Annotated in this window: 19 protein-coding genes; 11 read left to right on the top strand and 8 right to left on the bottom strand. The window is 73.5% G+C overall.

The features are described 5' to 3' along the window. Positions 1–26: 26 nt before the first annotated feature. Positions 27–794 carry a polysaccharide deacetylase family protein gene (locus tag ACFY2B_RS10200; protein ID WP_390762963.1) on the bottom strand — a complete coding sequence of 256 codons (768 nt, stop codon included), beginning with the start codon at positions 792–794 and terminating at the stop codon, positions 27–29. A 183-nt stretch (positions 795–977) separates the two neighbouring features. Here ACFY2B_RS10200 and ACFY2B_RS10195 point away from each other — a divergent pair, with 183 nt between their 5' ends. The 7 genes from ACFY2B_RS10195 to ACFY2B_RS10165 all read left to right on the top strand — a co-directional run bounded on the left by ACFY2B_RS10195 (position 978) and on the right by ACFY2B_RS10165 (position 10,578). After that, complete coding sequence (locus ACFY2B_RS10195; RefSeq protein WP_390762691.1) at positions 978–1,619, top strand: phosphoribosyltransferase; 642 nt, start codon at positions 978–980, stop codon at positions 1,617–1,619. A 48-nt stretch (positions 1,620–1,667) separates the two neighbouring features. Then, positions 1,668–2,138: a TIGR03668 family PPOX class F420-dependent oxidoreductase gene (locus ACFY2B_RS10190; RefSeq protein ID WP_390762962.1), complete on the top strand. Its 471-nt coding sequence runs from the start codon at positions 1,668–1,670 to the stop codon at positions 2,136–2,138. Positions 2,139–2,523: 385 nt separating this feature from the next. Continuing rightward, positions 2,524–4,251, top strand: coding sequence for a trypsin-like peptidase domain-containing protein (locus ACFY2B_RS10185; RefSeq protein WP_390762690.1), 1,728 nt, complete (start codon positions 2,524–2,526; stop codon positions 4,249–4,251). Further along, the gene (locus tag ACFY2B_RS10180) at positions 4,248–6,506 is read left to right on the top strand and encodes a tetratricopeptide repeat protein (protein ID WP_390762689.1); all 2,259 of its coding nucleotides are present in this window, start codon (positions 4,248–4,250) and stop codon (positions 6,504–6,506) included. Before ACFY2B_RS10185 ends, ACFY2B_RS10180 begins: the two co-directional genes overlap by 4 nt. A gap of 31 nt (positions 6,507–6,537) precedes the next feature. Continuing rightward, positions 6,538–8,139, top strand: a complete 1,602-nt coding sequence (locus ACFY2B_RS10175; protein WP_390762688.1) for a VWA domain-containing protein — start codon at positions 6,538–6,540, stop codon at positions 8,137–8,139. A gap of 52 nt (positions 8,140–8,191) precedes the next feature. Then, complete coding sequence (locus ACFY2B_RS10170) at positions 8,192–9,268, top strand: hypothetical protein (RefSeq protein WP_390762687.1); 1,077 nt, start codon at positions 8,192–8,194, stop codon at positions 9,266–9,268. Beyond that, the gene (locus ACFY2B_RS10165) at positions 9,265–10,578 is read left to right on the top strand and encodes an extracellular solute-binding protein (protein WP_390762686.1); all 1,314 of its coding nucleotides are present in this window, start codon (positions 9,265–9,267) and stop codon (positions 10,576–10,578) included. Before ACFY2B_RS10170 ends, ACFY2B_RS10165 begins: the two co-directional genes overlap by 4 nt. An 80-nt stretch (positions 10,579–10,658) precedes the next feature. On the opposite strand, the gene ACFY2B_RS10160 is transcribed toward ACFY2B_RS10165, so the two are convergent. The 3 genes from ACFY2B_RS10160 to ACFY2B_RS10150 are packed head-to-tail and all read right to left on the bottom strand — an operon-like array spanning position 10,659 to position 14,610. Continuing rightward, complete coding sequence (locus ACFY2B_RS10160) at positions 10,659–12,116, bottom strand: benzaldehyde dehydrogenase (protein ID WP_390762685.1); 1,458 nt, start codon at positions 12,114–12,116, stop codon at positions 10,659–10,661. Positions 12,117–12,166: 50 nt separating this feature from the next. Then, on the bottom strand, positions 12,167–13,783 hold the full coding sequence (locus ACFY2B_RS10155; protein WP_390762684.1) for a thiamine pyrophosphate-dependent enzyme: 1,617 nt from the start codon (positions 13,781–13,783) through the stop codon (positions 12,167–12,169). Next, positions 13,780–14,610 carry a FadR/GntR family transcriptional regulator gene (locus ACFY2B_RS10150; RefSeq protein WP_390762683.1) on the bottom strand — a complete coding sequence of 277 codons (831 nt, stop codon included), beginning with the start codon at positions 14,608–14,610 and terminating at the stop codon, positions 13,780–13,782. Before ACFY2B_RS10150 ends, ACFY2B_RS10155 begins: the two co-directional genes overlap by 4 nt. A gap of 344 nt (positions 14,611–14,954) precedes the next feature. Here ACFY2B_RS10150 and ACFY2B_RS10145 point away from each other — a divergent pair, with 344 nt between their 5' ends. Further along, on the top strand, positions 14,955–15,386 hold the full coding sequence (locus ACFY2B_RS10145; protein WP_390762682.1) for a heme-binding protein: 432 nt from the start codon (positions 14,955–14,957) through the stop codon (positions 15,384–15,386). A 612-nt stretch (positions 15,387–15,998) separates the two neighbouring features. Here ACFY2B_RS10145 and ACFY2B_RS10140 read toward each other — a convergent pair. Then, the gene (locus tag ACFY2B_RS10140) at positions 15,999–16,283 is read right to left on the bottom strand and encodes a hypothetical protein (protein ID WP_390762681.1); all 285 of its coding nucleotides are present in this window, start codon (positions 16,281–16,283) and stop codon (positions 15,999–16,001) included. Between the two features lie 170 nt (positions 16,284–16,453). Between ACFY2B_RS10140 and ACFY2B_RS10135 the strand changes: the two genes are divergently transcribed. Next, on the top strand, positions 16,454–16,891 hold the full coding sequence (locus ACFY2B_RS10135; protein ID WP_390762680.1) for a Fur family transcriptional regulator: 438 nt from the start codon (positions 16,454–16,456) through the stop codon (positions 16,889–16,891). Positions 16,892–16,924: 33 nt separating this feature from the next. Then, positions 16,925–19,138, top strand: a complete 2,214-nt coding sequence (gene katG / locus ACFY2B_RS10130) for a catalase/peroxidase HPI (protein WP_390762679.1) — start codon at positions 16,925–16,927, stop codon at positions 19,136–19,138. Between the two features lie 106 nt (positions 19,139–19,244). Here the strand turns inward: katG and ACFY2B_RS10125 are convergent, their stop codons facing one another. The 3 genes from ACFY2B_RS10125 to ACFY2B_RS10115 all read right to left on the bottom strand — a co-directional run bounded on the left by ACFY2B_RS10125 (position 19,245) and on the right by ACFY2B_RS10115 (position 21,468). Beyond that, positions 19,245–20,459 (bottom strand): hypothetical protein, encoded by a 1,215-nt coding sequence (locus ACFY2B_RS10125; RefSeq protein WP_390762678.1) that lies wholly within the window; start codon positions 20,457–20,459, stop codon positions 19,245–19,247. 126 nt (positions 20,460–20,585) lie between these two features. After that, positions 20,586–21,002 carry a VOC family protein gene (locus ACFY2B_RS10120; protein WP_390762677.1) on the bottom strand — a complete coding sequence of 139 codons (417 nt, stop codon included), beginning with the start codon at positions 21,000–21,002 and terminating at the stop codon, positions 20,586–20,588. A 70-nt stretch (positions 21,003–21,072) separates the two neighbouring features. Continuing rightward, the gene (locus tag ACFY2B_RS10115) at positions 21,073–21,468 is read right to left on the bottom strand and encodes a helix-turn-helix transcriptional regulator (protein WP_390762676.1); all 396 of its coding nucleotides are present in this window, start codon (positions 21,466–21,468) and stop codon (positions 21,073–21,075) included. A gap of 439 nt (positions 21,469–21,907) precedes the next feature. Between ACFY2B_RS10115 and ACFY2B_RS10110 the strand changes: the two genes are divergently transcribed. After that, the gene (locus ACFY2B_RS10110; RefSeq protein WP_390762675.1) at positions 21,908–24,295 is read left to right on the top strand and encodes an ATP-binding cassette domain-containing protein; all 2,388 of its coding nucleotides are present in this window, start codon (positions 21,908–21,910) and stop codon (positions 24,293–24,295) included. Positions 24,296–24,297 lie beyond the last annotated feature (2 nt).

The raw sequence follows: 24,297 nt of genomic DNA, 5'->3' as shown, positions 1-24,297 counted from the left end.
GCACGCGCGCGCGGCGGCGCGGACGCCTACGGCCGGTAGATCTGGCCCGGTCGGGGCTTTCCCGGGGCCAGCAGCTGCGAGACCGTCACGAAGACGTACCCGCGTTCCTTCAGCCCGTCGATGACGCCGGGCACGGCGGGCACGGTGCCCGGGTAGATGTCGTGCAGCAGGATGATCCCGTCCCGGGACGCCTGGTCCAGCACGCGCCGGGTGATCAGCGCCGAGTCGTTCGTCGTGTAGTCCTTGGCGGTCACGCTCCACAGGACCTGCGCGATCCCGAGCTTTCGGCAGACACCGGTCACGGTCTCGTTCGTCCGGCCCTGCGGCGGGCGCATCAGCACCGGCCGCTGTCCGGTCAGCCGCTCGATCTCGTCGCTCGGCCGCAGCAGTTCCTCGCGTATCTGCTGCTCCGAGAGGCTGGTGAGGATCTTGTGGTCCCAGGTGTGGCTGGCGACCTCGTGGCCCTCGGCCGCCATGCGCTGGACGAGTTGCGGGTACTTCACGATGTGCCGCTTGCCGAGCAGGAAGAAGGTCGCCGGAACCTTCTTCTCCTTGAGGATGTCGAGGAGACGGGCCGAGTTCTCGCTGGGGCCGGCGTCGAAGGTGAGCGCGATGCACTTGGCCTCGCGGCAGTCGACGGTCCCGAACCGGGCCTGGGACGCCGGGTCGGCCTGCGCCCGGGCCGCGCTGGGCGCGGTGGTGTCCACCTTGGCGCAGCCCGTCAGCGCGGTGGTCAGACACCCGGCGGCGACGATCGAGACGGCCAGCCGGAACCAGGACGGCCATCGTCTCATCTTGTTGTTCGAAGACTTGCTCGGAAAGGGCATGACTGGACTATACGCACAGCGTATATACAGGGTTTATAGAGGGGGTGCACAGCCGGGACATAGCCGCACCGGGCCCGTCGTATCACCATGGAAGGAGAGGGGGAGCCGGCTCCGGCGGAGCGGACGGACCAGCGGCGGAGAGGACGGGCCATGCGCTTCCACGACCGACGGCAGGCCGGCCGGGAACTCGCCGGGCGGCTCACCGCACTGCGGGAGCGGAGCGGTCTGCCGGATCCCGTCGTCCTGGCCCTGCCCCGCGGCGGCGTCACGGTGGCCGCGGAGATCGCGCGGGCCCTCGGCGCCCCGCTCGACGTACTGCTCGTCCGCAAGATCGGCGCACCGCGCCACGAGGAGTTCGGCGTCGGCGCCATCGCCGGCGACGACCCGCCCTGCTACGACGAGATCAGCCTCAAGCGGCTCGGCCTGGACGAGGCCCGGCTCGCCCCCGTGGTGGCACGGGAACGGAACGAACTGCACCGGCGTGAGCTGCGCTACCGCGAGGGCCGCCCGCCGCCCGCACTCGCCGGCCGCACGGTGATCGTCGTCGACGACGGCCTGGCCACCGGCGGCACCGCGCGCGCCGCCCTGCGCCACGTGCGGCGGCAGGCGCCCGCGCGCCTGATCCTGGCGGTCCCGGTCGGCGCGCCCGAATCGCTGGCCGCGCTCCGCGGGGAGGCGGACGACGTCCTGTGCCTGCACGCGCCGTACTCCTTCAGCTCCGTGGGCCAGTGGTACGAGGAGTTCGGACAGTTGACGGACGACGACGTGCTCGACGCGCTGCACGGGAAGTGAACCTGCGGCAGGCGCGCCCCGAGCCACGGCAGACCGAGGAGGCCGATGGTGCCGGAGATGACGGCGGACGAGGCTCGGCGGCGGTTCACCGCCGCCCGGGTGGCCCGGCTCGCGACGGTGGACGAGGCCGGCCGGCCCCATCTGGTGCCCGTCGTGTTCGCGGTACGCAACGCGGCGGGCGGGGACTGTACGGACGGCATCGTGACGGCCGTTGACGGCAAGCCGAAGACCACGACCCGGCTGAAGCGGCTGCGCAACATCGCCGCCCATCCGGCCGTGAGCCTGCTCGTGGACGCCTACGGGGAGGACTGGGACCGGCTGTGGTGGGTCCGGGCCGACGGCGAGGCCGGCGTCCTCGGCCCCGACGCCGCCGACCCCGTCGTACGCGCCGCGCACCGGGCCGCGCTCGGCCGGTTGCGCGACAAGTACACCCAGTACCGCGACCACCCGCCGACCGGCCCCGTCATCGCCGTCAACGTCACGCGCTGGACCGGCTGGCGCGCGGGTCCGCCGGCCTAGGCCCCGCCTGCCGCCGTCAGGCACCGACCGGTCGCGGGGCCGGGTCCGCCGGCTCCCGTCACCCGGGCGTCCACTCATCCGCCCGGGCCTCGCGGACGGTGCCGTCCGGCTCGATCACATGGGTGGTCCAGTACTTCTCCGACTTGTCGTCGACCGTCAGTACCGTCCCGGTCCTCGGGCCGCAGGCTGATCCGGACCTCCAACCACAGAGGGAGCCCGCGTGGGTTCGGTCTCCCACCTGCGGCGACGGCCGGGGCGGAGCACATGTGCCGGCCCGGCCGCCGCCCGGCCCGCCCTCCCCGTGTCGTCCCGGCCCCCGCCCGTCCGCCGGGACCCGGCGCATCACAGTGGTAGCGCGAAGGCACGGGGAGTAGCCTCGGGAAACATGACGCTCACGGGGGAGCGGGTCGTCGAGTCGCGGTGGCGTACGCCGAGTTGGGTGGCACGCATCCATCGGACCGAGGGATCGGTCATCGGTGCCGGTGTGCTGCTGAGCCCTGACCGGGTGCTCACTGCGGCCCACGTCGTCCGACCGGGACGGCGGTACGTCGTCCACTTCGTGGGCGCCCCCGGCGTCCCGGCCGTCGACGCCGCCGTCGACGACGAGGCGTACGTACCGGAGGAAGTGGACTCCTTCGGCGACCGCAGCGGAGACCTGGCCCTGCTGCGCCTCGCCGTGCCCCGGCCCGCCGACCACCCCACCCGGCTGTTCCGGCTCGCGGCCCCGCCGGCGGGCGTCGAGATGTACGGCTTCCCGGAGGGCGACGACGTCGGCCGCTGGTACAGCGCCGCCCCGCTCGGCGGGCGGGGCCGGGACAGCCGGGTCCAACTGCGCCCGCACACCCCGCAGGAGCTGGCGAGCCCCGGCTTCAGCGGCGCCGGCGTCGTCGACCTCGCCACCGGCCAGGTGCTCGGCATCGTGCTCAGCGCCGACGAGGGACACGAGGCCAACTTCACCCACATGAGCCCCACCGAGACCGTGTTGAGCCACCTCCCGCAGGTCGCCGACTGGACGGACGGCCCGTCCGCGGTGGATCCGCAACTGCGTCCCGGAGCGGCCGTCGGCCGGCTCGACGTGCCGTTCGCCACCGAGCTGGCCACCTGGTTCGCCGGCCGGGGCTGGCCGGTGCTGGTGAGCGTCGTCCCGGCCGACGGCGACCGCGCCTGGAACCTCCAGCGAGCCATCGCCCTGGCCACCCGGGAACTGCGCACCACGCAGCGGACGAGCCGGTTCGCGGGCGACCCCCCGCACACCGTGCCCCCGCCCGGCGGCCACGATCTCGCCCTCGTCGTACGGGGCATGACGGTCCGCCAGATCACGGACCGCCTCGCCGAGCGGCTCGGCATCCGCACCGACCCCGTGGTCCCGTTCCCCGACCGGCTCGGCACACTGCGCCTGACCCCGGCCGCCGTCCTCGTCGGCGTGGACGAGTCCGCCGAACCCGGGCCGCTGCTCGGCATGCTGGAGCAACTCGCCGCACAGGGCGCCCGGTTGCTGCTGGTCTTCCGCAGCCCGGACGGGCTCGCCGCGCAGGCCGAGGAGACCCTGGTGGGCCGGCCGCTGCGCGAACGCCGGGCCCGGCTGCACCGGGCACTCGACGCGATCGTGGACCGGCTCGGCCCCGGCCTCGACCAGCGCCTCAGCCGGGTGCGGCCCGGCCCGGACCCGGCCGACACGGAACTGGTCGACCGCGCCATGCAGGGTGTCTGGCTCACCGGCATGCTGCGCGAGCAGCTGACCGGCACCCGCGACGGAGAGCCGGAATCCTCCGGCGCCGACGCCCTGTTCCGCCACGAGGCCACCGTCGAACGCCGCAGAAGACGACTGGAACGCGCCACCGAGCATCTCGACGCCCGCCTGGTACGCCTGCGCGAACTTCGGCTGCGGCTCACCGCGGAGTGGGGGCTGTGGCGGCAGAAGGCGGGCCCGGCGGGCACCGGCCCGGACCTGACGGCGTACGAGCTGTACGAGAGCGCCGCCGCGCTGCTGCGCGCGGCACCCTGCGACCTCGACGCGGCGGAGACGGCCGTCGCCACGTTCGCCGAGCACTGCTCGAAACGACCTGATCCGTCCCGCTCCGCCCACGACAGCGAAGGGGAGGGCACGTCATGACGTCATGCACCCGGTCCGGCTGCCGGGGCCGCATCATGGCCACCGGCTTCTGCGACACGTGCGGCCGCCAGGCCCCGCCGGACCCCGCGCCACCGCCCGACGCCGACCTCGACGCCCCGGCGAGCCAGCGCACCGAGCGCTCCCGCCGCGCCCCGAAGCCCGCCTTCCCCGGCGTCGGCGAACTCGACCAGCACGGACTGGTCGTCCTGCCCGAGGTGGCGGCCCCCGAACACCCGCTGGACGAGGACCCGCAGCCGCCCACCGGCGGGCGGCGCTGCGGCGCGAACGGCTGCTCCATGATCATCGGCGTCGGCTACGGCGGCCAGCCGCCCCGGGCCGACGGGCGCTGCCCGCGCTGCGGCACCCCCTACTCCTTCCGGCCCCAACTGCACGCGGGCGACCTGGTCGCGGACCACTACGCGATCCTCGGCTGCCTCGCCCAGGGCGGACTCGGCTGGGTCTACCTCGCCGAGGACACCCGCGTCACCGGCTACCGGGTGGTGCTCAAGGGACTCATCAACGTCCACGACGCGCTGGCCCGCAGGACCGCCGCCGAGGAACGCCGCTCGCTCACCGAACTGCACCACCCCGACATCGTCCGCATCGTGACGTACGCCGAACACGCCCTCGCCGGCCAGTCGCCCACCGGCTACCTGGTCATGGACTACATCGGCGGGCGCTCCCTGCGGGACCTGTTCGCCGCCGACGACGCCGAGCGCCTCTTCCAGGGCCGCCCCCGCCTCGACCACGTGCTCACCTACGGGTGCAAGATCCTCGGCGCCCTCCAGTACATGCACGAACGCGGGCTGCTGTACTGCGACATGAAGCCCGCCAACGTCATCCACTTCGGGCGCGGCATCAAGGTCATCGACCTCGGCGCGGTCCGCGCGGTGGGCGACCGCACCTCCGCCTACGTCTACACCAGCGCCTTCGCGCCGCCCCCCGAGGAGGTCGAGGCCCGCGGCTGGCACGTCGACAGCGACCTCTACACCGTCGGCGTGACCCTCCAGATGCTCGCCGGCGCCACCGAGCGCGCCCCCGGTCTCGCCGGTGACTCCTTCGACAGGCTCGTCGCCCGCGCCACCCACGCGGAGCCCCGGGCCCGGTTCCGCTCGGCGGCCGAGATGTCCCGGCAGCTGTGGGAGGTCCTGCGGGAGTTCCGCGCACTGCGGTTCGGCGAGCAACTGCCGGAGAGGTCCACCCGGTTCCGGGCCACCGACGCCGCGCTCGACGCCGGGCTCGGCGCGATCCCCGCGCTCGGCCACTGGACGGACCGGCCGCACGGGCACCTCCCCGCGCTGGACGTCTCGCCGCCGTCCGCCGCCGAAGTGGCCGCCGCCCTCCCCCAGCCCGTGCCCGACCCCGACGACGGCGCGGCCCTGCTGCTGGACGCGTTCGAGCCGGACGCCCCCGACCGGGTCGCCGAGCAGCGGCGCCGCTCGTCCCGGCTGGGCACGCCCGAGACCGCGCTGTGGCTGTGCCGCGCCTATCTCCGACGCGGCGAACAGGACCGGGCCGAGAAGTCGCTCGCCGAGGCCGAGACCCAACTCGGCGAGCGGCAGGCCCCGTACGACTGGCGCATCGCCTGGCACCGCGGCGTCCTGCACCTGAGCAAGGGGAAGGTGCGCGCGGCGGGCGCCTGCTTCGCGCAGGTGTACCGGGCGCTGCCCGGCGAGTACGTCCCGAAGCTCGCCCTCGGCTACTGCGCCGAACAGGACCGCGAGTCGTCCGCGGCCCGGCCCGTGACGTTCTACGAGGCGGTGTGGAAACGGGACTTCGCCCACGCGCCCGCCGCCTTCGGACTGGCCCGCTGCCGGCTGGCGGCCGGGGAACGGGACGAGGCGGTCCGCGTCCTCGACGACGTGCCCACCACCTCCCGGCACCACGACGCCGCCCGCGTCGCCGCCGTCCGCATCCGCACCGGCGCCCTGCACGGCCGTCCGCCGTCCGTGGCCGACCTGCGGGACGCGGCCCTGCGCCTGCCCGAACTGCGGCTGGACGGCGGCGCGGCCGAGGGCGAATCACGCGCCCGGCTGGTCGCCGAGGTGCGCGAGACCGTCCTCGCCCACTGGCCGGAGCGGGGATGGGGGGAGCAGTACCCGGTCGGGCCGGTCTTCGGCGCCGGCCACCAGGACTCGCTGCGCGGACTGCTCGAACAGTCCTTCCGGCAGCTCGCCGGGCAGGCCCGAACCGCCGACGAGCACGGCAGGCTGCTCGATCTGGCCCACGCCGTCCGGCCCATGACCACCTTCTGAACACCCACGAGCCGTCGAGGGGGAGACCGCGATGACCGACACCGGTGGCACGGACAGGGCGACGGGCGAGCCGGGAGCCGTCGAGGTGACCCTGGCGGTGGGCCAGAACAAGTACCTGTCGACCGCGCCGACCGCTGCCGGTCCGCCGGGCGAACAGGTGATGTACGCCGTCCTGGAGGTCGGCGTCGGCACCACCGGCGGCGCGCCCGTCCCGCCCCGGCCACCCGATGCGGGCGCCGCGCTCGCCGAGGTGCTGATCATCGACACCTCCAGGTCGATGCTCTACCCCGACAGCAAGCTGCACGCCGCCAAGGACGCCACCGTCGCGGCCGTCCGGCGGCTGCCCGACGGCACCGCCTTCGCCGTGCTGTCCGGGCGGTTCGACGCGACCGTCGTCCACCCGGGCTCCGGCACCGAGGCGATGGCCGTCGCCGGGCCCGACCAGCGCGAGGCCGCCGAGCACGCGATACGGGTCCTCGACGCGGACGGCGGCACCGCCATCGGCACCTGGCTCGACCTCGCCCGCCGCCTGCTCCAGGAGCAGCGCGCGCCCGTCAAACACGTCCTGCTGCTCACCGACGGGCGCAACGAGCACGACGCCCGCGCCGCCATCCGGCTGGAGAACGCGCTCACCGCCTGCGCGGGCGGCCGGATCAGCTGCGATGCCTGGGGCATCGGCGACGACTGGGACGCGGAGCTGTTGCTGCGGATCACCCGGCGGCTGCACGGACGGGCCGGCGCGGTCCGGCAGGAGTCCGAACTGACCGCCGTCTACCAGGAATTGATCGACGACCTGCTCGGCACCTCGGTCCCCGAGCTGCGGATCCGCCTGATCCCCACCCCCGGCACCCGGATCCGGCAGGTCAAGCAGATCGTGCCGGGCGAACAGGAACTCCCCGCCACCGCCGACGAGTCCGGCGCGCGGGAAGCCGAGTACGTCACGCGCGGCTGGGGCGACGAGGTGCGCCACTACCAGGTCGTGCTCGCCGCCGACCCGTCCGACCGGGACCTCGGCGAGGACCTCCAGCTCGCCGCCGTGGAACTGTCCGTCCCGGACATCGGCCGGCCGGTGCGGCTGCCGCCGCCGCGGCCGATCCTGGTGCACTGGACGGACGCCCCCGCGGACGCGTCCAGACCGCACCCCGGGATCCGCCGCCACCAGCTCTACCAGCAGGCGAACGCGGCTGTGCTGCACGCGCACCAGGCGTGGCGGCGGGGCGAGACCGGCCGGCCCGACGCGGACGCCGCGCTGGCCCGAGCCGTGGCGCTGGCCGGCGAACTCGGCGACGCGCAGCTCCTCGGCGCGCTGCGGAAGGTCGCCGACACCGCAGGACCGGGCGCGGCGCGGGTACGGGACGGGCTCAAAGGCGTCGACTGGCAGCACCTGATCCTCTCCAGCGCCATGACCACCCCGCACCGGTCCCCGGCCGCCGGGCCCGGGGCGGAGGGGGAGGGCACGGGGGACGCACCGGCCGGCGCCGAAGGGACCGGCGGCGGGACCGCCGACGGGGCCGGTGCCGGGGCCGGTGGCGGGACCCTGGCCGAGTGCCCGACCTGCCACTGGCTCGGGCCGCCCGGCTCCCGTTTCTGCGGCGGCGACTGCGGCCGGGAACTCGGCAGGCCGCCGGTATGAACGGGCCCGGCCCCGCGCACCAACTGCCGTCCGTCACGGAGGTGAGTCCACCATGAGCGCGGAGAACACCACGGACGTCCCGGCGCGGCCCTCCGCCGCGCGCCCCGAGCGGACCCGCCCGCCGTCCACGCCGACCCGCCTGTTCCGGCTGCTCGCCCCGGTCCTGGTGCCTGCCGCGGCACTGGCCCGCAGGCCCGGCACCCCGGGCACGGCCACCGCCGGCGACGGCAGCACCACCTCCCGCGAACTGGCCCTGCGCCGACGGCTGCTGCTGGTCCTGTCCGCCGCGGTCAGCGTCGCCCTGTTCTTCTCCTACCAGGGCGTGCACGGCGACGCCGACCCGCTGCGCACCGCCAGCGGCCCGGCCGTCCTCGCCATCGACACCGCACAGCACGCCCTCACCGAGGCGCAGACGACCGCCGCGTCCCCGGCCACCAGCGAGTTCCAGAAGCAGATCTCGGTGGCCGTGCAGTCCCTCGCCGTCGCCGCCTCCGAAGGCGCGGGCGGCACCACGGGCCGCCAGGCCCTGCAGACGGTCGCCGGCCTGATCACCGTGTACGCGGGCATGGTCGGAAAGGCCCAGTTCGAACCGGCGGACTCGGTGCTGCGCCGGGCCTATCTCGGATACGCGACGAGCATCCTCGCGGACAAGGACTCCGGCATCACGGCACGGCTCGGCCTGCTCCAGGCGGAGCAGCGGCGCGTCGTGCGGCAGCAGACCTCCTTCGGACGGCTGCTGTGGCTCGGCTGGAGCGTCACCGCGCTGCTCGTCCTCGCGCTGGCCGCGGCCCTGGCGGAGACCCAGGTCTTCCTGCGCGGCCGGTTCCGCCGCCGCTACAACCGGCGGCTCCTCACGGCCGCCGCCGTACTGCTCGGCGGCTTCGTGACGCTGACCCTGTTCACCTTGTGGACGCACCAGGGCATGGCGGACACCCGCGGGCTGCTCGACCGCCCGCTGTCCGGCCAGGCCATCACCGACGCGGGCCGGCGGACCGCGTCCTACCTGGCGAACACCGGCTTCCGCGCCGCGGCGGCGGTGTGGATCGCGATCGGAGGCATCGTGCTCATGGCGCTGGCCGAGGCGGGACTGCGCCCGCACATCAACGACTACCGGTTCAGGCCGCGGTGAGCGCGCCCGGAAACGGCCCGGCGGCCGTCCCCGCCGCCCGTCGCCGTCCCTCCCGGCGGGCCGTCCGCACCGGCACCGTCCTGGCGAGCTGCCTTGCCCTGCTGGTGGCGGCGGTCGTCGTGGCCGTACGGGTCTACGACCGCGAACCGACCGTCACCCTGCTGGCCAACTGGACCGGCGAGGACGAGCGCGCCTTCCGGGAGGCGGTGATCGCCCCCTTCGAGCGCAAGTACCGCGTCCACGTCGACTACCAGGGCAGCTCCGCCCAGAGCCAGGTGCTCAGCGCCGACGTGGAGGCCGGGACACCACCCGACGTGGTAGTGCTCACCGGCCCCGGCGAACTCGCCTCCTACGCCGCCCAGCGCCGGCTGAAACCGCTCGACGGCCTGGTCCCCGAGGGCGGCTTCAGCGCGTCCTGGGCCACCCCGATCGACGGGCACGTCTACTGGTTCCCGCTCAAGGCGGACCTCAAGAGCATCGTCTGGTACCCGGGGGACATGACCGAACGGCAGCGCCGGGACGCCGCACGGCAGCCGGCCCAGTGGTGCCTGGGCCTGGGCGCGGGCGCCACCAGCGGCTGGCCCGGCACGGACTGGATCGAGGACCTGCTGCTCCAGCAGTCCGGCTGGCGCACCTACGACAAGTGGGCACGCGGAGACCTGCCCTGGACCGACACCGCGGTGCGCCGGGCCTGGACGACCTGGCGGAACCGGGTCGCCGGCGGCGGCGAGAACGAGCGGCTCGTCAGCCGGGCCCTGGAGACCCACTACCAGGACGCCTCCGCGTACGTCGTGAAGGACCCGCCCCAGTGCAGCCTGGAACACCAGGCGTCGTTCATCGGCGCCAACGAGAACTGGAAGAAGGCCGACGGACACTACGAGGCGTCCGGCACGCTGCTGGGCACCGGCTACTCCGACGCCTGGGAGGTCTCCGGCGACCTGGTCGCCCTGCTGCACGAGACACCCGCGGCGCGGCAACTGATCCGCTATCTGTCCTCGACCGACGCCCAACGGGTGTGGAGCGCCGAGAAGTCCGGCTTCTCGGTCCAGGCCGACGTACCGGCCGGTTCGTACGGCGCACCGGGCACCCAGCAGCGTCGGCTCGCCGACACGCTGCGGGACCCGCGGGCGGTGCACTGCTTCGACGCCTCCGACGCGATGCCGCCCGCCGTGCGTGACGCCTTCGCCCTGTCCGCCATCGACTTCCTCGCCCGTCCGGGCGACCTGACGTCGCTGCTGAAGACGCTGGACACGCTGCGCACCGACCCGAAACTGACCTGGCTGCCCTCGGTCTGCGACCGCGCACCCTGAGCGGGCGGCACCGGAAGCGGAGCCGCCCGCGAGGCCGGGCGAGGTGCGCGGCCGTGGTGACGGGCGCGGGGCGGCCGGGCTCAGAACGGGTAGGCGGGCTGCTCGGACCTGGCGGTGATCCAGCGGGTCTCGGTGAACGCCTCGATGTTGGCGTCGCCGCCGAAGCGGGCGCCGGTGCCGGAGGCGGCGACACCGCCGAACGGCGCGACGGCCTCGTCGCTGACGGTCTGGTCGTTGACGTGGACGATCCCGGTCGGGATGCGCTCGGCCAGTTCCAGACCGCGCATCGCGTCGGACGTCAGGATGCCGAGCGACAGACCGTACGAGGACGCCGTGGCCAGCGCCACCACCTCGTCCAGGTCGCGGAAGGCGCGGACGGGGGCGACCGGGCCGAAGACCTCCTCCGCGTAGGCGGGGGAGGCGTCGTCGACGTCGGCGAGCACGGTCGGCCGGTAGAACAGGTCCTGGTAGGTGCCGCCCGCCACCAGCCGGGCGCCGTTGCCGACACTGGCCGTGACCAGGCCGTGGATCTTGTCCCGCTGCCCGGCGTCGATGACCGGCCCGAGCGCCACCTGCTCCTTGGCGGGGTTGCCGACCGGCAACTGCTCGGCCTTCTCGGCGAGGCGCGCGACGTACTCGTCGGCGACCGAGGCGTGCACCAGATGGCGGCCGGTGGTCATGCAGATCTGGCCCTGGTGGAAGTAGGACCCCCAGGCGGCCGTGGACGCGGCCCGCTCCAGGTCGGCGTCGGGAAGCACGATCAGCGCCGAGTTGCCGCCCAGTTCCAGGTGGGCGCGCTTGAGGTGCTCGGCCGCCGCCGCGCCGACCTTGCGGCCCGCCGCCGTGGACCCGGTGAAGGAGATCACCCGCACCTGCGGCGCCGCCACCACCGCGGCCCCGGTGTCCGCGCCGCCCGGCAGCAGGTGCAGCAGGTCCGCGGGCAGCCCGGCCTCCTCGAAGACCCGCATGACGGACACCCCGCCGCACACCGCGGTGCGCAGGTCCGGCTTGAACAGCACGGAGTTGCCGAGCGCGAGGGCGGGCGCGACCGAGCGGATGCCCAGGATGAGCGGCGCGTTGAACGGGGCGATGACACCGACCACCCCCGCGGGCACCCGGCGGGCCAGGCTGAGCCGGGGCTCCGCCGAGGGCAGGATCTCGCCGAGGGGGCGGGAGGCCAGGGTCGCGGCCTCGTAGCACTCCTGGGCGGCGGTCGTCGTCTCGAAGGCCGCCTTCCCCGGGATGCTGCCGCCCTCGCGGATCAGCCACTGGCCGATCTCGTCGGCGTACCGGGTGAACAGGTCACCGGCGCGGCGCAGCACGGCGGCGCGTTCGGTGTACGGGGTGCGGGCCCAGGCCGACTGGGCCCGGGCGGCGCGCTCGGCGGCGTTGGCGACGTCCTCGGGGGTGGCGACGCCTATGGTGCCGAGGAGCTCTCCGGTGGCGGGTTCGACGACGGGTGCGGTGCCCCCCGTCATGGCCGTCCAGGTGCCGACGTGGGCCTTGCCGGACCACTGGGTGGGATCGAGCAGGGACATGATGGTCTCCGGGCTGCGGGTCGGGAACGGTGGCGTGGGGGGAATGGGCGTCAGGGCCGGAAGCCGGCGCCTACGCCGACGGAGATCTCCAGGAGCAGGGGGCGGGTGCGGTCGGCCAGGGTGGGGCCGAGGTCGTCGAGCGCCGCGCACAGTTCGGCGTGGTCGCCGATCCGGCGGGCGGGGCAGCCGAGGGACTCCGCGAGACCGGCCACGTCGATCTCCTCGAACGGGGGCCACGGCGGCTTGCCCCCGTGCTGTTCGGCGAGCTTGTCCATGACCGCGTAGCGGCCGTTGGCGAGGACGACGAAGACGACGCCGACGTCGTAGTGCACGGCGGTCCACAGGGCCTGGATCTGGTAGAGCGAGGAGCCGTCGCCGACGACGGCGATCACCGGGCGGCACGGCTGCCCCATGCGCACCCCGATCGCGGCGGGCAGCGCGAAACCGAGACCGCCCATGGCGGCACTGAGGAAGCCGAGCGGTGCCCGGGCCGGCAGCAGGGCGTGCAGGTCGGGGCGGGAGGACGGGGTCTCCTCCACGACCACGGTCTCGGGGGGCAGCCGTTCGGCGAGCGCCGCGAGGACCTGGGACGGGCTCAGCGGCTCGCCGGGCCGCGGCGGCTCGGGGCGCCGCGGGCGGGGCACCGCCGGGCCGGCCGCCGGTCCGCGCGCCGGGGTGCGGCGGGCGAGCCGGTCGCAGAAGTCCGGCAGCGGGGTGAGCACCGCGAGTTCGGCGGGCGCGCGCCGCGCCTCGGCCGGGTCGTCGGTGACGACGACCACCCGGGCGTCCGTCAACTTCCCCGGCGTGTACGGGTATTGCCGCAGGAACGGGGCGCCGACGCACAGCACCAGGTCGTGCGGGGCGAGGACGTCACGCAGCCGGGGCCGGTCGGCGGGCAGGTGTCCGGCGAACTGCGGGTGGTCCTGGGGGAAGCCCGCGCGCGCCCCGAACGGTTCCTGCCAGACCGGGCAGCCGAGCCGTTCGGCGAGGGCGGTGAGCGCGCCCCAGGTGCGGGCGTCGTCGGCGCCCGCACCCACCACGAGCACCGGGGCCGATGCCTCGGACAGCAGCCCGGCGACCTCGGCGACGGACGACGGATCGGCGCCGGCCGCGCGGCGCAGCACGGCCGCGGCGGGCACGGGCAGGTCGTCGGCGGGCTCCGCCCAGTCGTCCATGGGCACCAGGACCAGCGCGGGGCCGCGCCCCTCGTGGGCGGCGTGCGCGGCCCGGCCGATCGCGCCGGGTACGTCCTGGGCCCGCACCGGCGACTCCACGCTCACCGGGTAGTCCCCGGCCAGGCCCGCGAGCCGGCCGGCGAGGAACGGCTCCTGGGCCAGGTGACGGCGGTCCTGCTGGCCGACCAGGACGACCAGGGGCGCCCGGTTGACGCGCGCGGTGGCGAGCGCGCCGACCGCGTTGCCGAGCCCCGCGGTGGTGTGCAGCAGGACCAGCGCGGGTCGTTCGCGGGCCAGCGCCCAGCCGGTGGCGGCGCCCACCACGGAGCCCTCGTGCAGGGCCAGGACGAACTCCAGGTCCGCGGGCAGATCGGCGAGCAGGGACACCTCGGTCGAGCCGGGGTTGGAGAAGAGGGTGGTCAGCCCGTGCCGGCGCAGTTCGTCGAAGGCGGCGTCCCGTACGGTGCGGGGCGCTGCGGGGGCCTCGGTCATGACAGTGTGCTCCGGTGGCTCGCCACCTGACCGCCCAGCCCGACGTTCGTCCGGAGCCAGGACAGCAGGGCGTCGCTGAGTCCCGTCTCGGCACGGGCCTCCTCCTCGCCCTGGCGGCCGGCCCGGACCTTCTCGATCGTCTCCAGGTGGTATGCGCGGATGACCTGCGCCGCGTGGGCCGGGTCCCGGGTGGCGACGGCGGTCACGATCCGCATCCGGCCGGGCTGGAGGGAACGCGCGATCTGGCCGAAGTCGCCGCCCTCGCCGCCGGACAGCTTGACCGCGAGCCCGATCTGCATCTCGGTGATGAACCGGCACAGGGCGGCCAGCAGGGGGTTGTGGGAGATCTCGGCCAGGGTGGCGAAGAACTGGTACAGCGCGGCGGCCAGCGCCTCGTCGTCCGTCGTGCGGGAGATGGCCTCGGCCGCCTCCCGCAGCCGTTCGATCTCCTCGTCGGAGGCTTGTTCGGCGGCGAGTTCGGCGGCGTAGCCGTGCAGGGCGCCGAGCAGGCCCAGCACCTCACGGGCGCCGACCTTCTCGACCTGGACGACGGAGGCGATGGACATCGCCAGCATGGTGTCGCCCTGCGCGTTGACCGTCGCCCGGCTGCCGTTGCGGGTGGTCACCAGTCCCATCGCGGTGAGAACCCGGATCGCCTCGCGGATGGTGGGGGCGCTGACGTCGTAGGACGCGGCCAGATCCCGCTCGGACGGCAGCCGGGAGCCGTTCGGCAGGGCACCGCTGAGGATCTGTTCGCGGAGGTCCTCGACGATCTGGTCGGCCACCCGGCCGCGGAAGATCCTCGCGGGGGTGTGAGGCACGGACATGTCACTCCCAGGGGTCTCTTGAGCCGCGTGGGCTCGGCCCGGGCACTTCGGCGGGCCACTGAAGCAGACGCTAACCTACTTGGTAGGTCCCGGCAAGCGCTGGCGGTTCACCGTTCTCGCTTCGAGTTGCCGTGATGGATGTGTCCGTTTAGCGTGGCATAAACCTACTAAGTAGGTACCGGACAGGTCGGAAACGAGGTACCAGGCAGGTCGAGTGGAGTTCCGCCGCGGTCCTGCGGCCCCGAAGGGCCCGTTCAGCGGCAGGCTCGGGTGGGCGTCTTGCCGGCCCGTGCGTCTCACGGCGTTCGGCCCCCGGAGGCGAGCAGGAAGAGGGAAGAACAGCCATGAGCACACTGACCCTGGCCCAGGCGTCCGAGATCGTCGACTCCGCGCTGGGTCACGCGCACGAGCTGGGCCTGCATCCGCTGGCCGTCACCGTCCTCGACCCCGGCGGCCACCCTCTGGTGGTCAAGCGGGAGGAGGCGGCCGGCATCCTGCGCCCGCAGCTCGCCCACGCGAAGGCGTGGGGCTGCCTCGGCACCGGCCAGGGCGGTGCGGCGAGCGCCCGGTACGCCATCCGCGACCCCGCGTCCTTCACCGCCCTGGCGGCGATCTCCGAGGGCCGGGTCGCCTCCTGCAAGGGCGGCGCCCTGATCCGCGACGCGGCCGGCGAGCTGCTGGGCGCGGTCGGCGTCAGTGGCGACCGCCCCGACAACGACGAGGCCGCCGCGGTCTTCGGCGTGGAGAAGACGGGCCTGATCGCCGACGTGGGCTGAGGCTGCCGACGGGCGGTGAGGGGGGAGGGGCTGGGGCCGCCGACAAGGCGGCGAGGGGCTGGGGACGCTTGGCGGGGAGACCGAGCGGCTGGTGGGAGTGGGGGGCTGGTGGGGGAGTGACGGCTGAGACCCGGCCGTCCCGAAGGGCAACCGGGTCCCGGGGCCGGTCTGTCGTGGCGGACGTAGATGTTGCCGTTGTCCAGGTTGCGCCACAGCAGGTCGGGGGGTCTTGTCGCCGTTGGTGTCCGCGACGTTGACGATGTCGCGTCGGGCCCGGGCGTCGGCGTTCATCTGCGTGGCGGTGCGGAAGGCGGTGCCGGTGTAGCCGGACAGGGTCCAGAAGGCGCCGCCGGCGCGCAGCACGAGATCGGGGAGCTTGTCCCCGGTGATGTCGCCGACCGCCTTGATCTCGGTCCAGGCCGAGGGGGCCGGAGCGTCCGCGGGCAGCAGGATCCTGATCCGCTCGTCGACGTCGAAGCTGCCGTAGCCGTCACCCGGGCAGAGCCAGAACGTGCCGTCCGGGGCGACGGCGAAGAGGTCGGTGATGCCGTCGCCGGGGTAGGCGTCGGCGTAGTGGGGGATCAGCGCGGCCTTGCCGGTGGCCGGGTCGTATCAGTGACACGCCTGGTGCAGCTTCTTGTCCGAGGTGTGCGACGCCGCCAGGCACTTGTCCAGATCGCCCTCCGGAAGCCCGACGCAGGTCCACAGGTTGCCGCCCGCGCTCACCTGGAGGATGTCGGGCAGTCCGTCGCCGCTGGTGTCACCGGGTGTGTCGCCCTTGCTGCCCGGCGGGACGCAGAAGACGTGGTTCGGCACGGCGCTCGTGTTGCCGGACACGTCGTAGGCGTACACGTTCAGCGAGTTGGGGCCGGCGTGCAGGGGACGCAGTGCGTCCACGGTGGCGGTGTCGTCGGTGGCCGTCCGCGTCTCCCCTCGGACGACCAGCCGTGCGCGAAGGACCGGCGCAACGTGACCCAGGTAACATCCGGACCGCGGGCGCCACCCCGCAAGACTTGCCCCTCTCGTTTTCTTGAACCGTTCGTCTTTGGGGCGATAGGTTGAGCGCCGTGACCGCAGCCCAGCCCTTCACCGCCGCTGACGAGCTGCGCGGTGCCGGTCTGCGGGTGACGGCCGCCCGCGTCGCACTGCTCGACACCGTCCGGCACGGCGACCACCTCGGTGTCGAGGCGATCGCCTCCGGTGTGCGCGAGCGCGTCGGGCACATCTCCGTCCAGGCCGTGTACGAAGGGCTGCACGCCCTCACCGCGGCCGGACTCATCCGCCGTATCGAGCCGGCCGGCAGCCCGGCCCGGTTCGAGGGCCGTGTCGGCGACAACCACCACCACGTGATCTGCCGGTCGTGCGGTGCCGTCGCCGACGTCGACTGCGCGGTCGGCGACGCCCCGTGCCTGACCGCCTCCGACAACCGCGGCTTCGCCATCGACGAGGCCGAGGTCATCTACTGGGGCCTGTGCCCCGGATGTTCCACCCCCAGCAGTTCCTGAGCACCAAGATGCGCCCAGTCCGGAAGGATTCCCATGGCCGAGAACAATGAGGCAATCGTCACTGACGCGAAATCGGAGGAGACTGGCGGCTGCCCTGTCGCGCACGGCCGCGCCCCTCACCCGACCCAGGGCGGCGGCAACCGCCAGTGGTGGCCGGACCGGCTCAATCTGAAGATCCTCGCGAAGAACCCCGCCGTGGCCAACCCGCTCGGTGCGGAGTTCGACTACGCCGAGGCGTTCAAGTCCCTCGACCTCGCGGCCGTCAAGCAGGACATCGCCGAGGTGCTGACGACGTCGCAGGACTGGTGGCCGGCCGACTTCGGCAACTACGGCCCGCTCATGATCCGTATGGCGTGGCACAGTGCCGGTACCTACCGGATCAGTGACGGCCGCGGCGGCGCCGGCGCCGGCCAGCAGCGCTTCGCCCCGCTCAACAGCTGGCCGGACAACGCCAGCCTGGACAAGGCCCGCCGCCTGCTGTGGCCGGTCAAGAAGAAGTACGGCCAGAGCATCTCCTGGGCCGACCTCCTGGTCCTCACCGGCAACGTGGCCCTGGAGACGATGGGCTTCGAGACCTTCGGCTTCGCCGGCGGCCGCGCCGACGTCTGGGAGGCGGAGGAGGACGTCTACTGGGGTCCCGAGACCGGCTGGCTCGACGACGCGCGCTACACCGGTGACCGCCAGCTGGAGAACCCGCTCGGCGCGGTCCAGATGGGCCTCATCTACGTCAACCCGGAGGGCCCCAACGGCAACCCGGACCCGGTCGCCGCGGCCCGCGACATCCGCGAGACGTTCCGCCGGATGGCGATGAACGACGAGGAGACCGTCGCCCTCATCGCCGGCGGCCACACCTTCGGCAAGACGCACGGCGCGGGCCCGGCGGACAACGTCGGCCCGGAGCCCGAGGGCGCCCCGATGGAGCAGCAGGGCCTGGGCTGGAGGAGCACGTACGGCACGGGCGTCGGCAAGGACGCCATCACCAGCGGTCTTGAGGTCACCTGGACCTCCACCCCGACCCAGTGGGGCAACGGGTTCTTCAAGAACCTCTTCGAGTACGAGTACGAGCTGACCAAGAGCCCGGCCGGCGCCAACCAGTGGGTGGCCAAGGACGCCGCGGAGATCATCCCGGACGCGTTCGACGCGGACAAGAAGCACCGCCCGAAGATGCTCACTACCGACCTGTCGCTGCGCTTCGACCCGGTCTACGAGCAGATCTCCCGCCGGTTCTACGAGAACCCGGAGGAGTTCGCCGACGCGTTCGCCCGCGCCTGGTACAAGCTGACCCACCGTGACCTGGGCCCGAAGTCGCTCTACCTCGGCCCGGAGGTCCCGGAGGAGACCCTGCTGTGGCAGGACCCGCTGCCCGCGGCCGAGGGCGAGGCCATCGACGCCGCGGACGTCACGGCGCTCAAGGCCAAGATCCTCGGCTCCGGCCTGAGCGTCTCGCAGCTGGTCAAGGCCGCGTGGGCGTCGGCCGCCACCTTCCGCGGCAGCGACAAGCGCGGCGGTGCCAACGGCGCCCGGATCCGCCTGGAGCCGCAGCGCGGCTGGCAGGCCAACGACCCCGACGAGCTGGCGCAGGTCCTGCGCACCCTGGAGACCATCCAGGGCGAGTTCAACTCCGGCGCGAAGAAGGTCTCGCTGGCCGACCTGATCGTCCTCGGCGGCAGCGCGGCCGTGGAGAAGGCGGCCAAGGACGGCGGCGTCGACGTCGAGGTGGCCTTCACCCCGGGCCGGGTCGACGCGACCGACGAGCACACGGACGCCGAGTCGTTCGCGGCGCTGGAGCCGTCGTACGACGGGTTCCGCAACTACGTCGGCAAGGGCAGCCGCCTGCCGGCCGAGTACCTGCTGCTGGACCGGGCGAACCTGCTCACGCTGAGCGCGCCCGAGACAACCGTCCTGGTCGGCGGCCTGCGGGTGCTGGACGCGAACCAGGGCGGGTCGAAGCACGGCGTCCTCACCGAGACCCCGGGCAAGCTGACCAACGACTTCTTCGTCAACCTGCTCGACCTGGGCACGACCTGGAAGTCCACCTCCGAGGACCAGACCACGTTCGAGGCCCGTGACGCCTCGGGCGCGGTCAAGTGGACCGGCACCCGTGCCGACCTCGTCTTCGGCTCCAACTCCGAGCTGCGCGCCCTCGCGGAGGTCTACGCGAGCGACGACGCGAAGGAGAAGTTCGTGAAGGACTTCGTCGCGGCCTGGACGAAGGTCATGGACCTCGACCGGTTCGACCTCGTCTGATCCTCCGGACGATCGTCACCGACGGAACGCCCGGACCGGCCTCGCGGCCGGTCCGGGCGTTCGCGTCGTCGTGGTCCGGGCCGCGGGGCCACCGGGTCCCACCCGGTCACAACGGCTGATGCGCGATCGCCGTCAGGAACGTTCCGTACGCCAGGGACACCGCCGTCAGGGTGCCGCCCAGCAGCAGGGCCTTCGGCCGCCGCGCGCGCCAGGTCCGTACGAGCGCCAGGGCGACCGGGATGAGCAGGGGGAACGCGGGCAGCAGGAAGCGGGGCTTGGAGGCGAAGGGGCCGGACACCGCCACCACCAGCAGCACCAGGGCGCCCGCGAACACCACCAGCGGCAGCGGGGCGCGCTCCAGGCACAGCAGGCAGAACAGCAGGACACCGGTGGCGACCACCACCAGGGCCAGCGGGTAGACGACCCCGCCGCCGTGCAGGAACAGCGCCTTGAGGAAGCGCAGGGCGCCGATCCCGAAGTCGAGGCGTGAGCTCCAGGCGCTCTGCACGCGGAAGTAGCCGTGGAACAGGTCCCCGGTCCGCCGGCCCACCCACAGCACGTAGCCCACCCAGCCCAGCGGGGCGAGCACGGCGCCCGCCCACAGGCCCGGCGGGACGCGGCCGCGGCGGCGCACGATCTCGTGTCCGGCGGCGACGAGCACGGCCGCCACCGCCGCGATGCCGCTCGGCCGGGACAGCCCGGCCAGGGCCGCCAGCGAACCGGCCAACAGCCAGCGGCCCTTGAGCACGGCGTGCAGACACCAGGCGGCGAGCGCGGCGAACAACGGCTCGGTGTAGGCGAGGGTGAGGACCACCGAGTGCGGCAGTGATGCCCACAGCGCCACGAGCGCGGTGGCGACGGCCCGCCCGTACACGTGGTGGCCGATCGCGTAGACACCCCAGGCGGCCACGACCGCCGCGCTCCAGGCGAGCAGCAGTCCGGCGGCGCCGGGGGAGAGCGGCACGACGGCCGTGACGGCCCGGACGAGGGCCGGGTACAGCGGGAAGAACGCCCAGTCCGTCTGCACCTCACCCGTCTTGGTGATCCAGATCAGCCGTCCGTAGCCGTGCGTGGCGATGTGCAGGTACCAGGTGGAGTCCCAGGAGTGGGCGAGGTTCTTGGTGAGCGGCCGGCCGGACAGCCGGCTCGTCGCGGCCACCGCGACGACACCGGCGGCGCGGACCGCCACGAACAGGGCGAGGGCCGCGAGGACACCGGCCGGAGCAGGGTGCCACCGGCGCCGCGCCCGTCCGGCCGGGGGCCGGTGCACGGGCGCGTACGGTACGGCGGGCTCGGGCAGCGGTGCGGAAGACGTGCTCACGCTTCGACCTTGAGCACGCCCCGCACCGGGCGCAATCGGGAGTCCTCCGTCCGCCCCGCCGGTACGTCGACGGGGGAGACCTGAGGGAGACGCCGGGGGAGACCCGCGTGGAACAGGGGAGCGGGGTCAGCCGGTGCGGCGCTGGTTGAAGCGGAGCATGTTGCCGGCCGGGTCGCGGAAGGCGCAGTCCCGGACGCCGTAGGGCTGGTCGATGGGCTCCTGGAGGACCTCTCCGCCGGCCGCCCGGATGTGTTCGAAGGTGGCGTCCACGTCGTCGGTGGAGAAGATCACGCCGCGCAGCAGGCCCTTGGCCAGCAGCTCCGCCATGGCCTGCCGGTCGGCGGGCGAGGCGCCCGGGTCGGCGAGCGGCGGTTCGAGAACGATCTCCACGCCCGGCTGCTCGGATGACCCGACGGTCACCCAGCGCATCCCCTCGAAGGCGACGTCGTTGCGCACCTCCAGGCCGAGGACGTCACGGTAGAAGGGGAGCGCCTTGTCATGGTCGTCGACTGCGATGAAGCACTGTGCGAGCTTGATGTTCATGCCCTCGACGCTACGAGGCGGCGGCCGGTTCCGCTTCTCCGTTCCTGACCGGTTGCGCGCGGGCGCCGGGTCAGGGCTTTCTGACCGGACGGGTGAGGACCTTGGCCACACACGCCGGTATCGCGGCGCCGGCCTCGTGGCGGCGGGCCCGGTAGGCGCTCGGGCTCTCGCCGACCAACTCCGTGAAGCGCGAGCTGAACGAGCCCAGTGACGTACATCCCACCTCGAAGCAGACCTCCGTCACACTCAGATCGCCCCGCCGCAGCAGCGCCTTGGCCCGCTCGATACGGCGGGTCATCAGATAGCTGTACGGCGTCTCGCCGAAGGCGGCGCGGAAGCTGCGGGAGAAGTGGCCGGGCGACATGAGGGCGACGGCGGCCAGCGCGGGCACGTCCAGCGGCCGGCCGTAGTCGCGGTCGATCGTGTCCCGGGCGCGGCGCAGTCTCACCAGGTCCTCAAGTCTCACGGAACCCAGCATCGCACGGGCCACCGACACCGCCCGGAGGGCCGCCGCCGCACCCGTCCCACGGCCCGGCGGCGCCCGACGGGGGCGTGGGACGGGGGGACCGGAATTCAAAAGGGGGTGGTCATACGGGTGCGGGAGCGGGCTATTCTCTGACCGCGGCCAGGCGGCCCGCCCCGGTCCGGGGCAGTGGCGCCCCGGTCTCCTCCCCCGCAGAGGCCGGACCTGGCTCTGGAACCCCGACCCCGCCCACGCCGTCCGGGCACCTCCTGGCGGCAGACCTCGGTTCCCGCGCCGAGCGCGCCCGGACGGAGCCGACCCGGCACGCTCGGCGCCCGGCCGGCGCCCCGAACGGGCCGCGGACCGTGCCGCGCCCGCGCCGGCCACGGCGGCGAGGACCGCGGAGCCGGCCCCGCAACAGCCAGCGACAGAGGGAGAGACGATGAGCAAGGCCACGAGCACGGACGCGCGGACGCCCGCGTCGCACACCGCCGACAGCCACGACCTGATCCGGGTGCACGGCGCGCGTGAGAACAACCTCAAGGACGTCAGCGTCGAGATCCCGAAGCGCCGGCTGACGGTGTTCACCGGGGTGTCCGGCTCGGGCAAGAGCTCACTGGTGTTCGCCACCATAGCCGCGGAGTCCCAGCGGCTGATCAACGAGACCTACAGCGCCTTCGTCCAGGGCTTCATGCCCACGCTCGCCCGGCCCGAGGTCGACGTGCTCGACGGGCTGACCACCGCGATCATCGTGGACCAGCAGCGGATGGGCGCCGATCCCCGCTCCACGGTCGGCACCGCGACCGACGCGAACGCGATGCTGCGCATCCTCTTCAGCCGCCTCGGCAAGCCGTACGTCGGCCCGCCCGGCGCCTTCGCCTTCAACGTGCCCTCGGTCCGGGCGAGCGGCGCGATCACCGTCGAGAAGGGCACCAAGAAGACGGAGAAGGCGACCTTCAGCCGCACCGGCGGCATGTGCCCGCGCTGCGAGGGCCGGGGCAGCGTCTCCGACATCGACCTGACCCAGCTCTACGACGACAGCAAGTCGCTGAGCGAGGGCGCGCTGACGATCCCCGGTTACAGCATGGACGGCTGGTACGGCCGCATCTTCCTCGGCTGCGGCTTCTTCGACCCGGACAAGCCGATCCGCAGGTTCACCAAGCGGGAGCTGCACGACCTGCTGCACAAGGAGCCGACCAAGATCAAGGTCGACGGCATCAACCTGACGTACGAGGGACTGATCCCGCGGATCCAGAAGTCGATGCTGTCGAAGGACATCGACGCGTTGCAGCCGCACATCCGGGCGTTCGTGGAGCGGGTGGTGACCTTCGCGACCTGCCCCGAGTGCGACGGCACCCGGCTGAGCGAGGGCGCCAGGTCCTCGAAGATCGAGGGGATCAGCATCGCCGACGCCTGCGCGATGGAGATCCGTGATCTCGCCGAGTGGATCCGCGGCGTCGACGAGCCCTCGGTGGCGCCGCTGCTCGGCAAGCTGCGGCACACGCTGGACTCGTTCGTGGAGATCGGCCTCGGCTACCTCGCCCTCGACCGGCCGGCGGGCACGCTCTCGGGCGGTGAGGCACAGCGCGTCAAGATGATCCGGCACCTCGGCTCCGCGCTCACCGATGTCACCTACGTCTTCGACGAGCCCACCGCGGGCCTGCACCCGCACGACATCCAGCGGATGAACGACCTGCTGCTGCGCCTGCGGGACAAGGGCAACACGGTGCTCGTCGTGGAGCACAAGCCGGAGCTGATCGGCATCGCCGACCACGTGGTCGACCTGGGGCCCGGCGCCGGCACGGGGGGCGGCACCGTCTGCTACGAGGGCGGCGTCGAAGGGCTGCGCGGCTCGGAGACCGTCACCGGACGCCATCTCGACGACCGGTCGGCCCTGAAGGGGACGGTGCGCGAGCCCACCGGTGTGCTGGAGATCCGCGGCGCGTCGGTGAACAACCTGACCGGTGTGGACGTGGACGTTCCGCTCGGCGTGCTCACCGTCGTCACCGGCGTCGCCGGGTCGGGCAAGAGTTCCCTGGTGCACGGCTCGATCCCGGCCGACGAAGGGGTGGTCACGGTCGACCAGAGTCCGATCCGCGGGTCCCGGCGCAGCAACCCGGCGACGTACACCGGGCTGCTCGACCCGGTCCGCAAGGCGTTCGCCAAGGCCAACGGCGTCAAGCCCGCGCTGTTCAGCGCCAACTCCGAGGGCGCCTGCCCCACCTGCAACGGCGCCGGCGTCATCTACACCGACCTGGCGATGATGGCGGGGGTCTCCTCGCCCTGCGAGGACTGCGAGGGCAAGCGGTTCCAGCCCTCGGTCCTGGAGTACACGCTGGGCGGCCGTGACATCAGCGAGGTCCTCGCGATGCCGGTGTCCGAGGCCGAGGAGTTCTTCGGCTCGGGCGAGCCGCGCACGCCTGCCGCGCACCGGATCCTCACCCGGCTCGCCGACGTCGGGCTCGGCTACCTCACCCTCGGCCAGCCGCTCACCACCCTCTCCGGCGGTGAACGCCAGCGCCTCAACCTGGCCACGCACATGTCCGAGAAGGGCGGCGTCTACGTCCTCGACGAGCCGACCTCGGGCCTGCACCTCGCCGACGTCGAGCAGTTGCTCGGCCTGCTCGACCGGCTCGTCGACTCCGGCAAGTCGGTGATCGTGGTCGAGCACCACCAGGCGGTCATGGCGCACGCCGACTGGATCATCGACCTCGGTCCGGGCGCCGGTCACGACGGCGGCCGGATCGTCTTCGAGGGCACCCCCGCCGATCTCGTCGCCGCCCGCTCCACCCTCACCGGCGAGCACCTCGCGGCGTACGTCGGCGGCTGACA

Origin of the sequence: Streptomyces sp. NPDC001270, assembly GCF_042896695.1 — a bacterium.
In the GTDB taxonomy this organism is placed as follows: Bacteria; Actinomycetota; Actinomycetes; order Streptomycetales; family Streptomycetaceae; genus Streptomyces.
This window is presented reverse-complemented; position numbering and strand designations above follow the sequence as displayed.

Coding starts and splice junctions, on each gene's coding strand:
- ACFY2B_RS10175 (WP_390762688.1), top strand. CDS start 6,538: ATGACCGACACCGGTGGCACGGACAGGGCGACGGGCGAGCCGGGAGCC.
- ACFY2B_RS10180 (WP_390762689.1), top strand. CDS start 4,248: ATGACGTCATGCACCCGGTCCGGCTGCCGGGGCCGCATCATGGCCACC.
- ACFY2B_RS10120 (WP_390762677.1), bottom strand. CDS start 21,002: ATGAACATCAAGCTCGCACAGTGCTTCATCGCAGTCGACGACCATGAC.
- katG (WP_390762679.1), top strand. CDS start 16,925: ATGGCCGAGAACAATGAGGCAATCGTCACTGACGCGAAATCGGAGGAG.
- ACFY2B_RS10160 (WP_390762685.1), bottom strand. CDS start 12,116: ATGTCCCTGCTCGATCCCACCCAGTGGTCCGGCAAGGCCCACGTCGGC.
- ACFY2B_RS10195 (WP_390762691.1), top strand. CDS start 978: ATGCGCTTCCACGACCGACGGCAGGCCGGCCGGGAACTCGCCGGGCGG.
- ACFY2B_RS10150 (WP_390762683.1), bottom strand. CDS start 14,610: ATGTCCGTGCCTCACACCCCCGCGAGGATCTTCCGCGGCCGGGTGGCC.
- ACFY2B_RS10170 (WP_390762687.1), top strand. CDS start 8,192: ATGAGCGCGGAGAACACCACGGACGTCCCGGCGCGGCCCTCCGCCGCG.
- ACFY2B_RS10185 (WP_390762690.1), top strand. CDS start 2,524: ATGACGCTCACGGGGGAGCGGGTCGTCGAGTCGCGGTGGCGTACGCCG.
- ACFY2B_RS10155 (WP_390762684.1), bottom strand. CDS start 13,783: ATGACCGAGGCCCCCGCAGCGCCCCGCACCGTACGGGACGCCGCCTTC.
- ACFY2B_RS10200 (WP_390762963.1), bottom strand. CDS start 794: ATGAGACGATGGCCGTCCTGGTTCCGGCTGGCCGTCTCGATCGTCGCC.
- ACFY2B_RS10145 (WP_390762682.1), top strand. CDS start 14,955: ATGAGCACACTGACCCTGGCCCAGGCGTCCGAGATCGTCGACTCCGCG.
- ACFY2B_RS10110 (WP_390762675.1), top strand. CDS start 21,908: ATGAGCAAGGCCACGAGCACGGACGCGCGGACGCCCGCGTCGCACACC.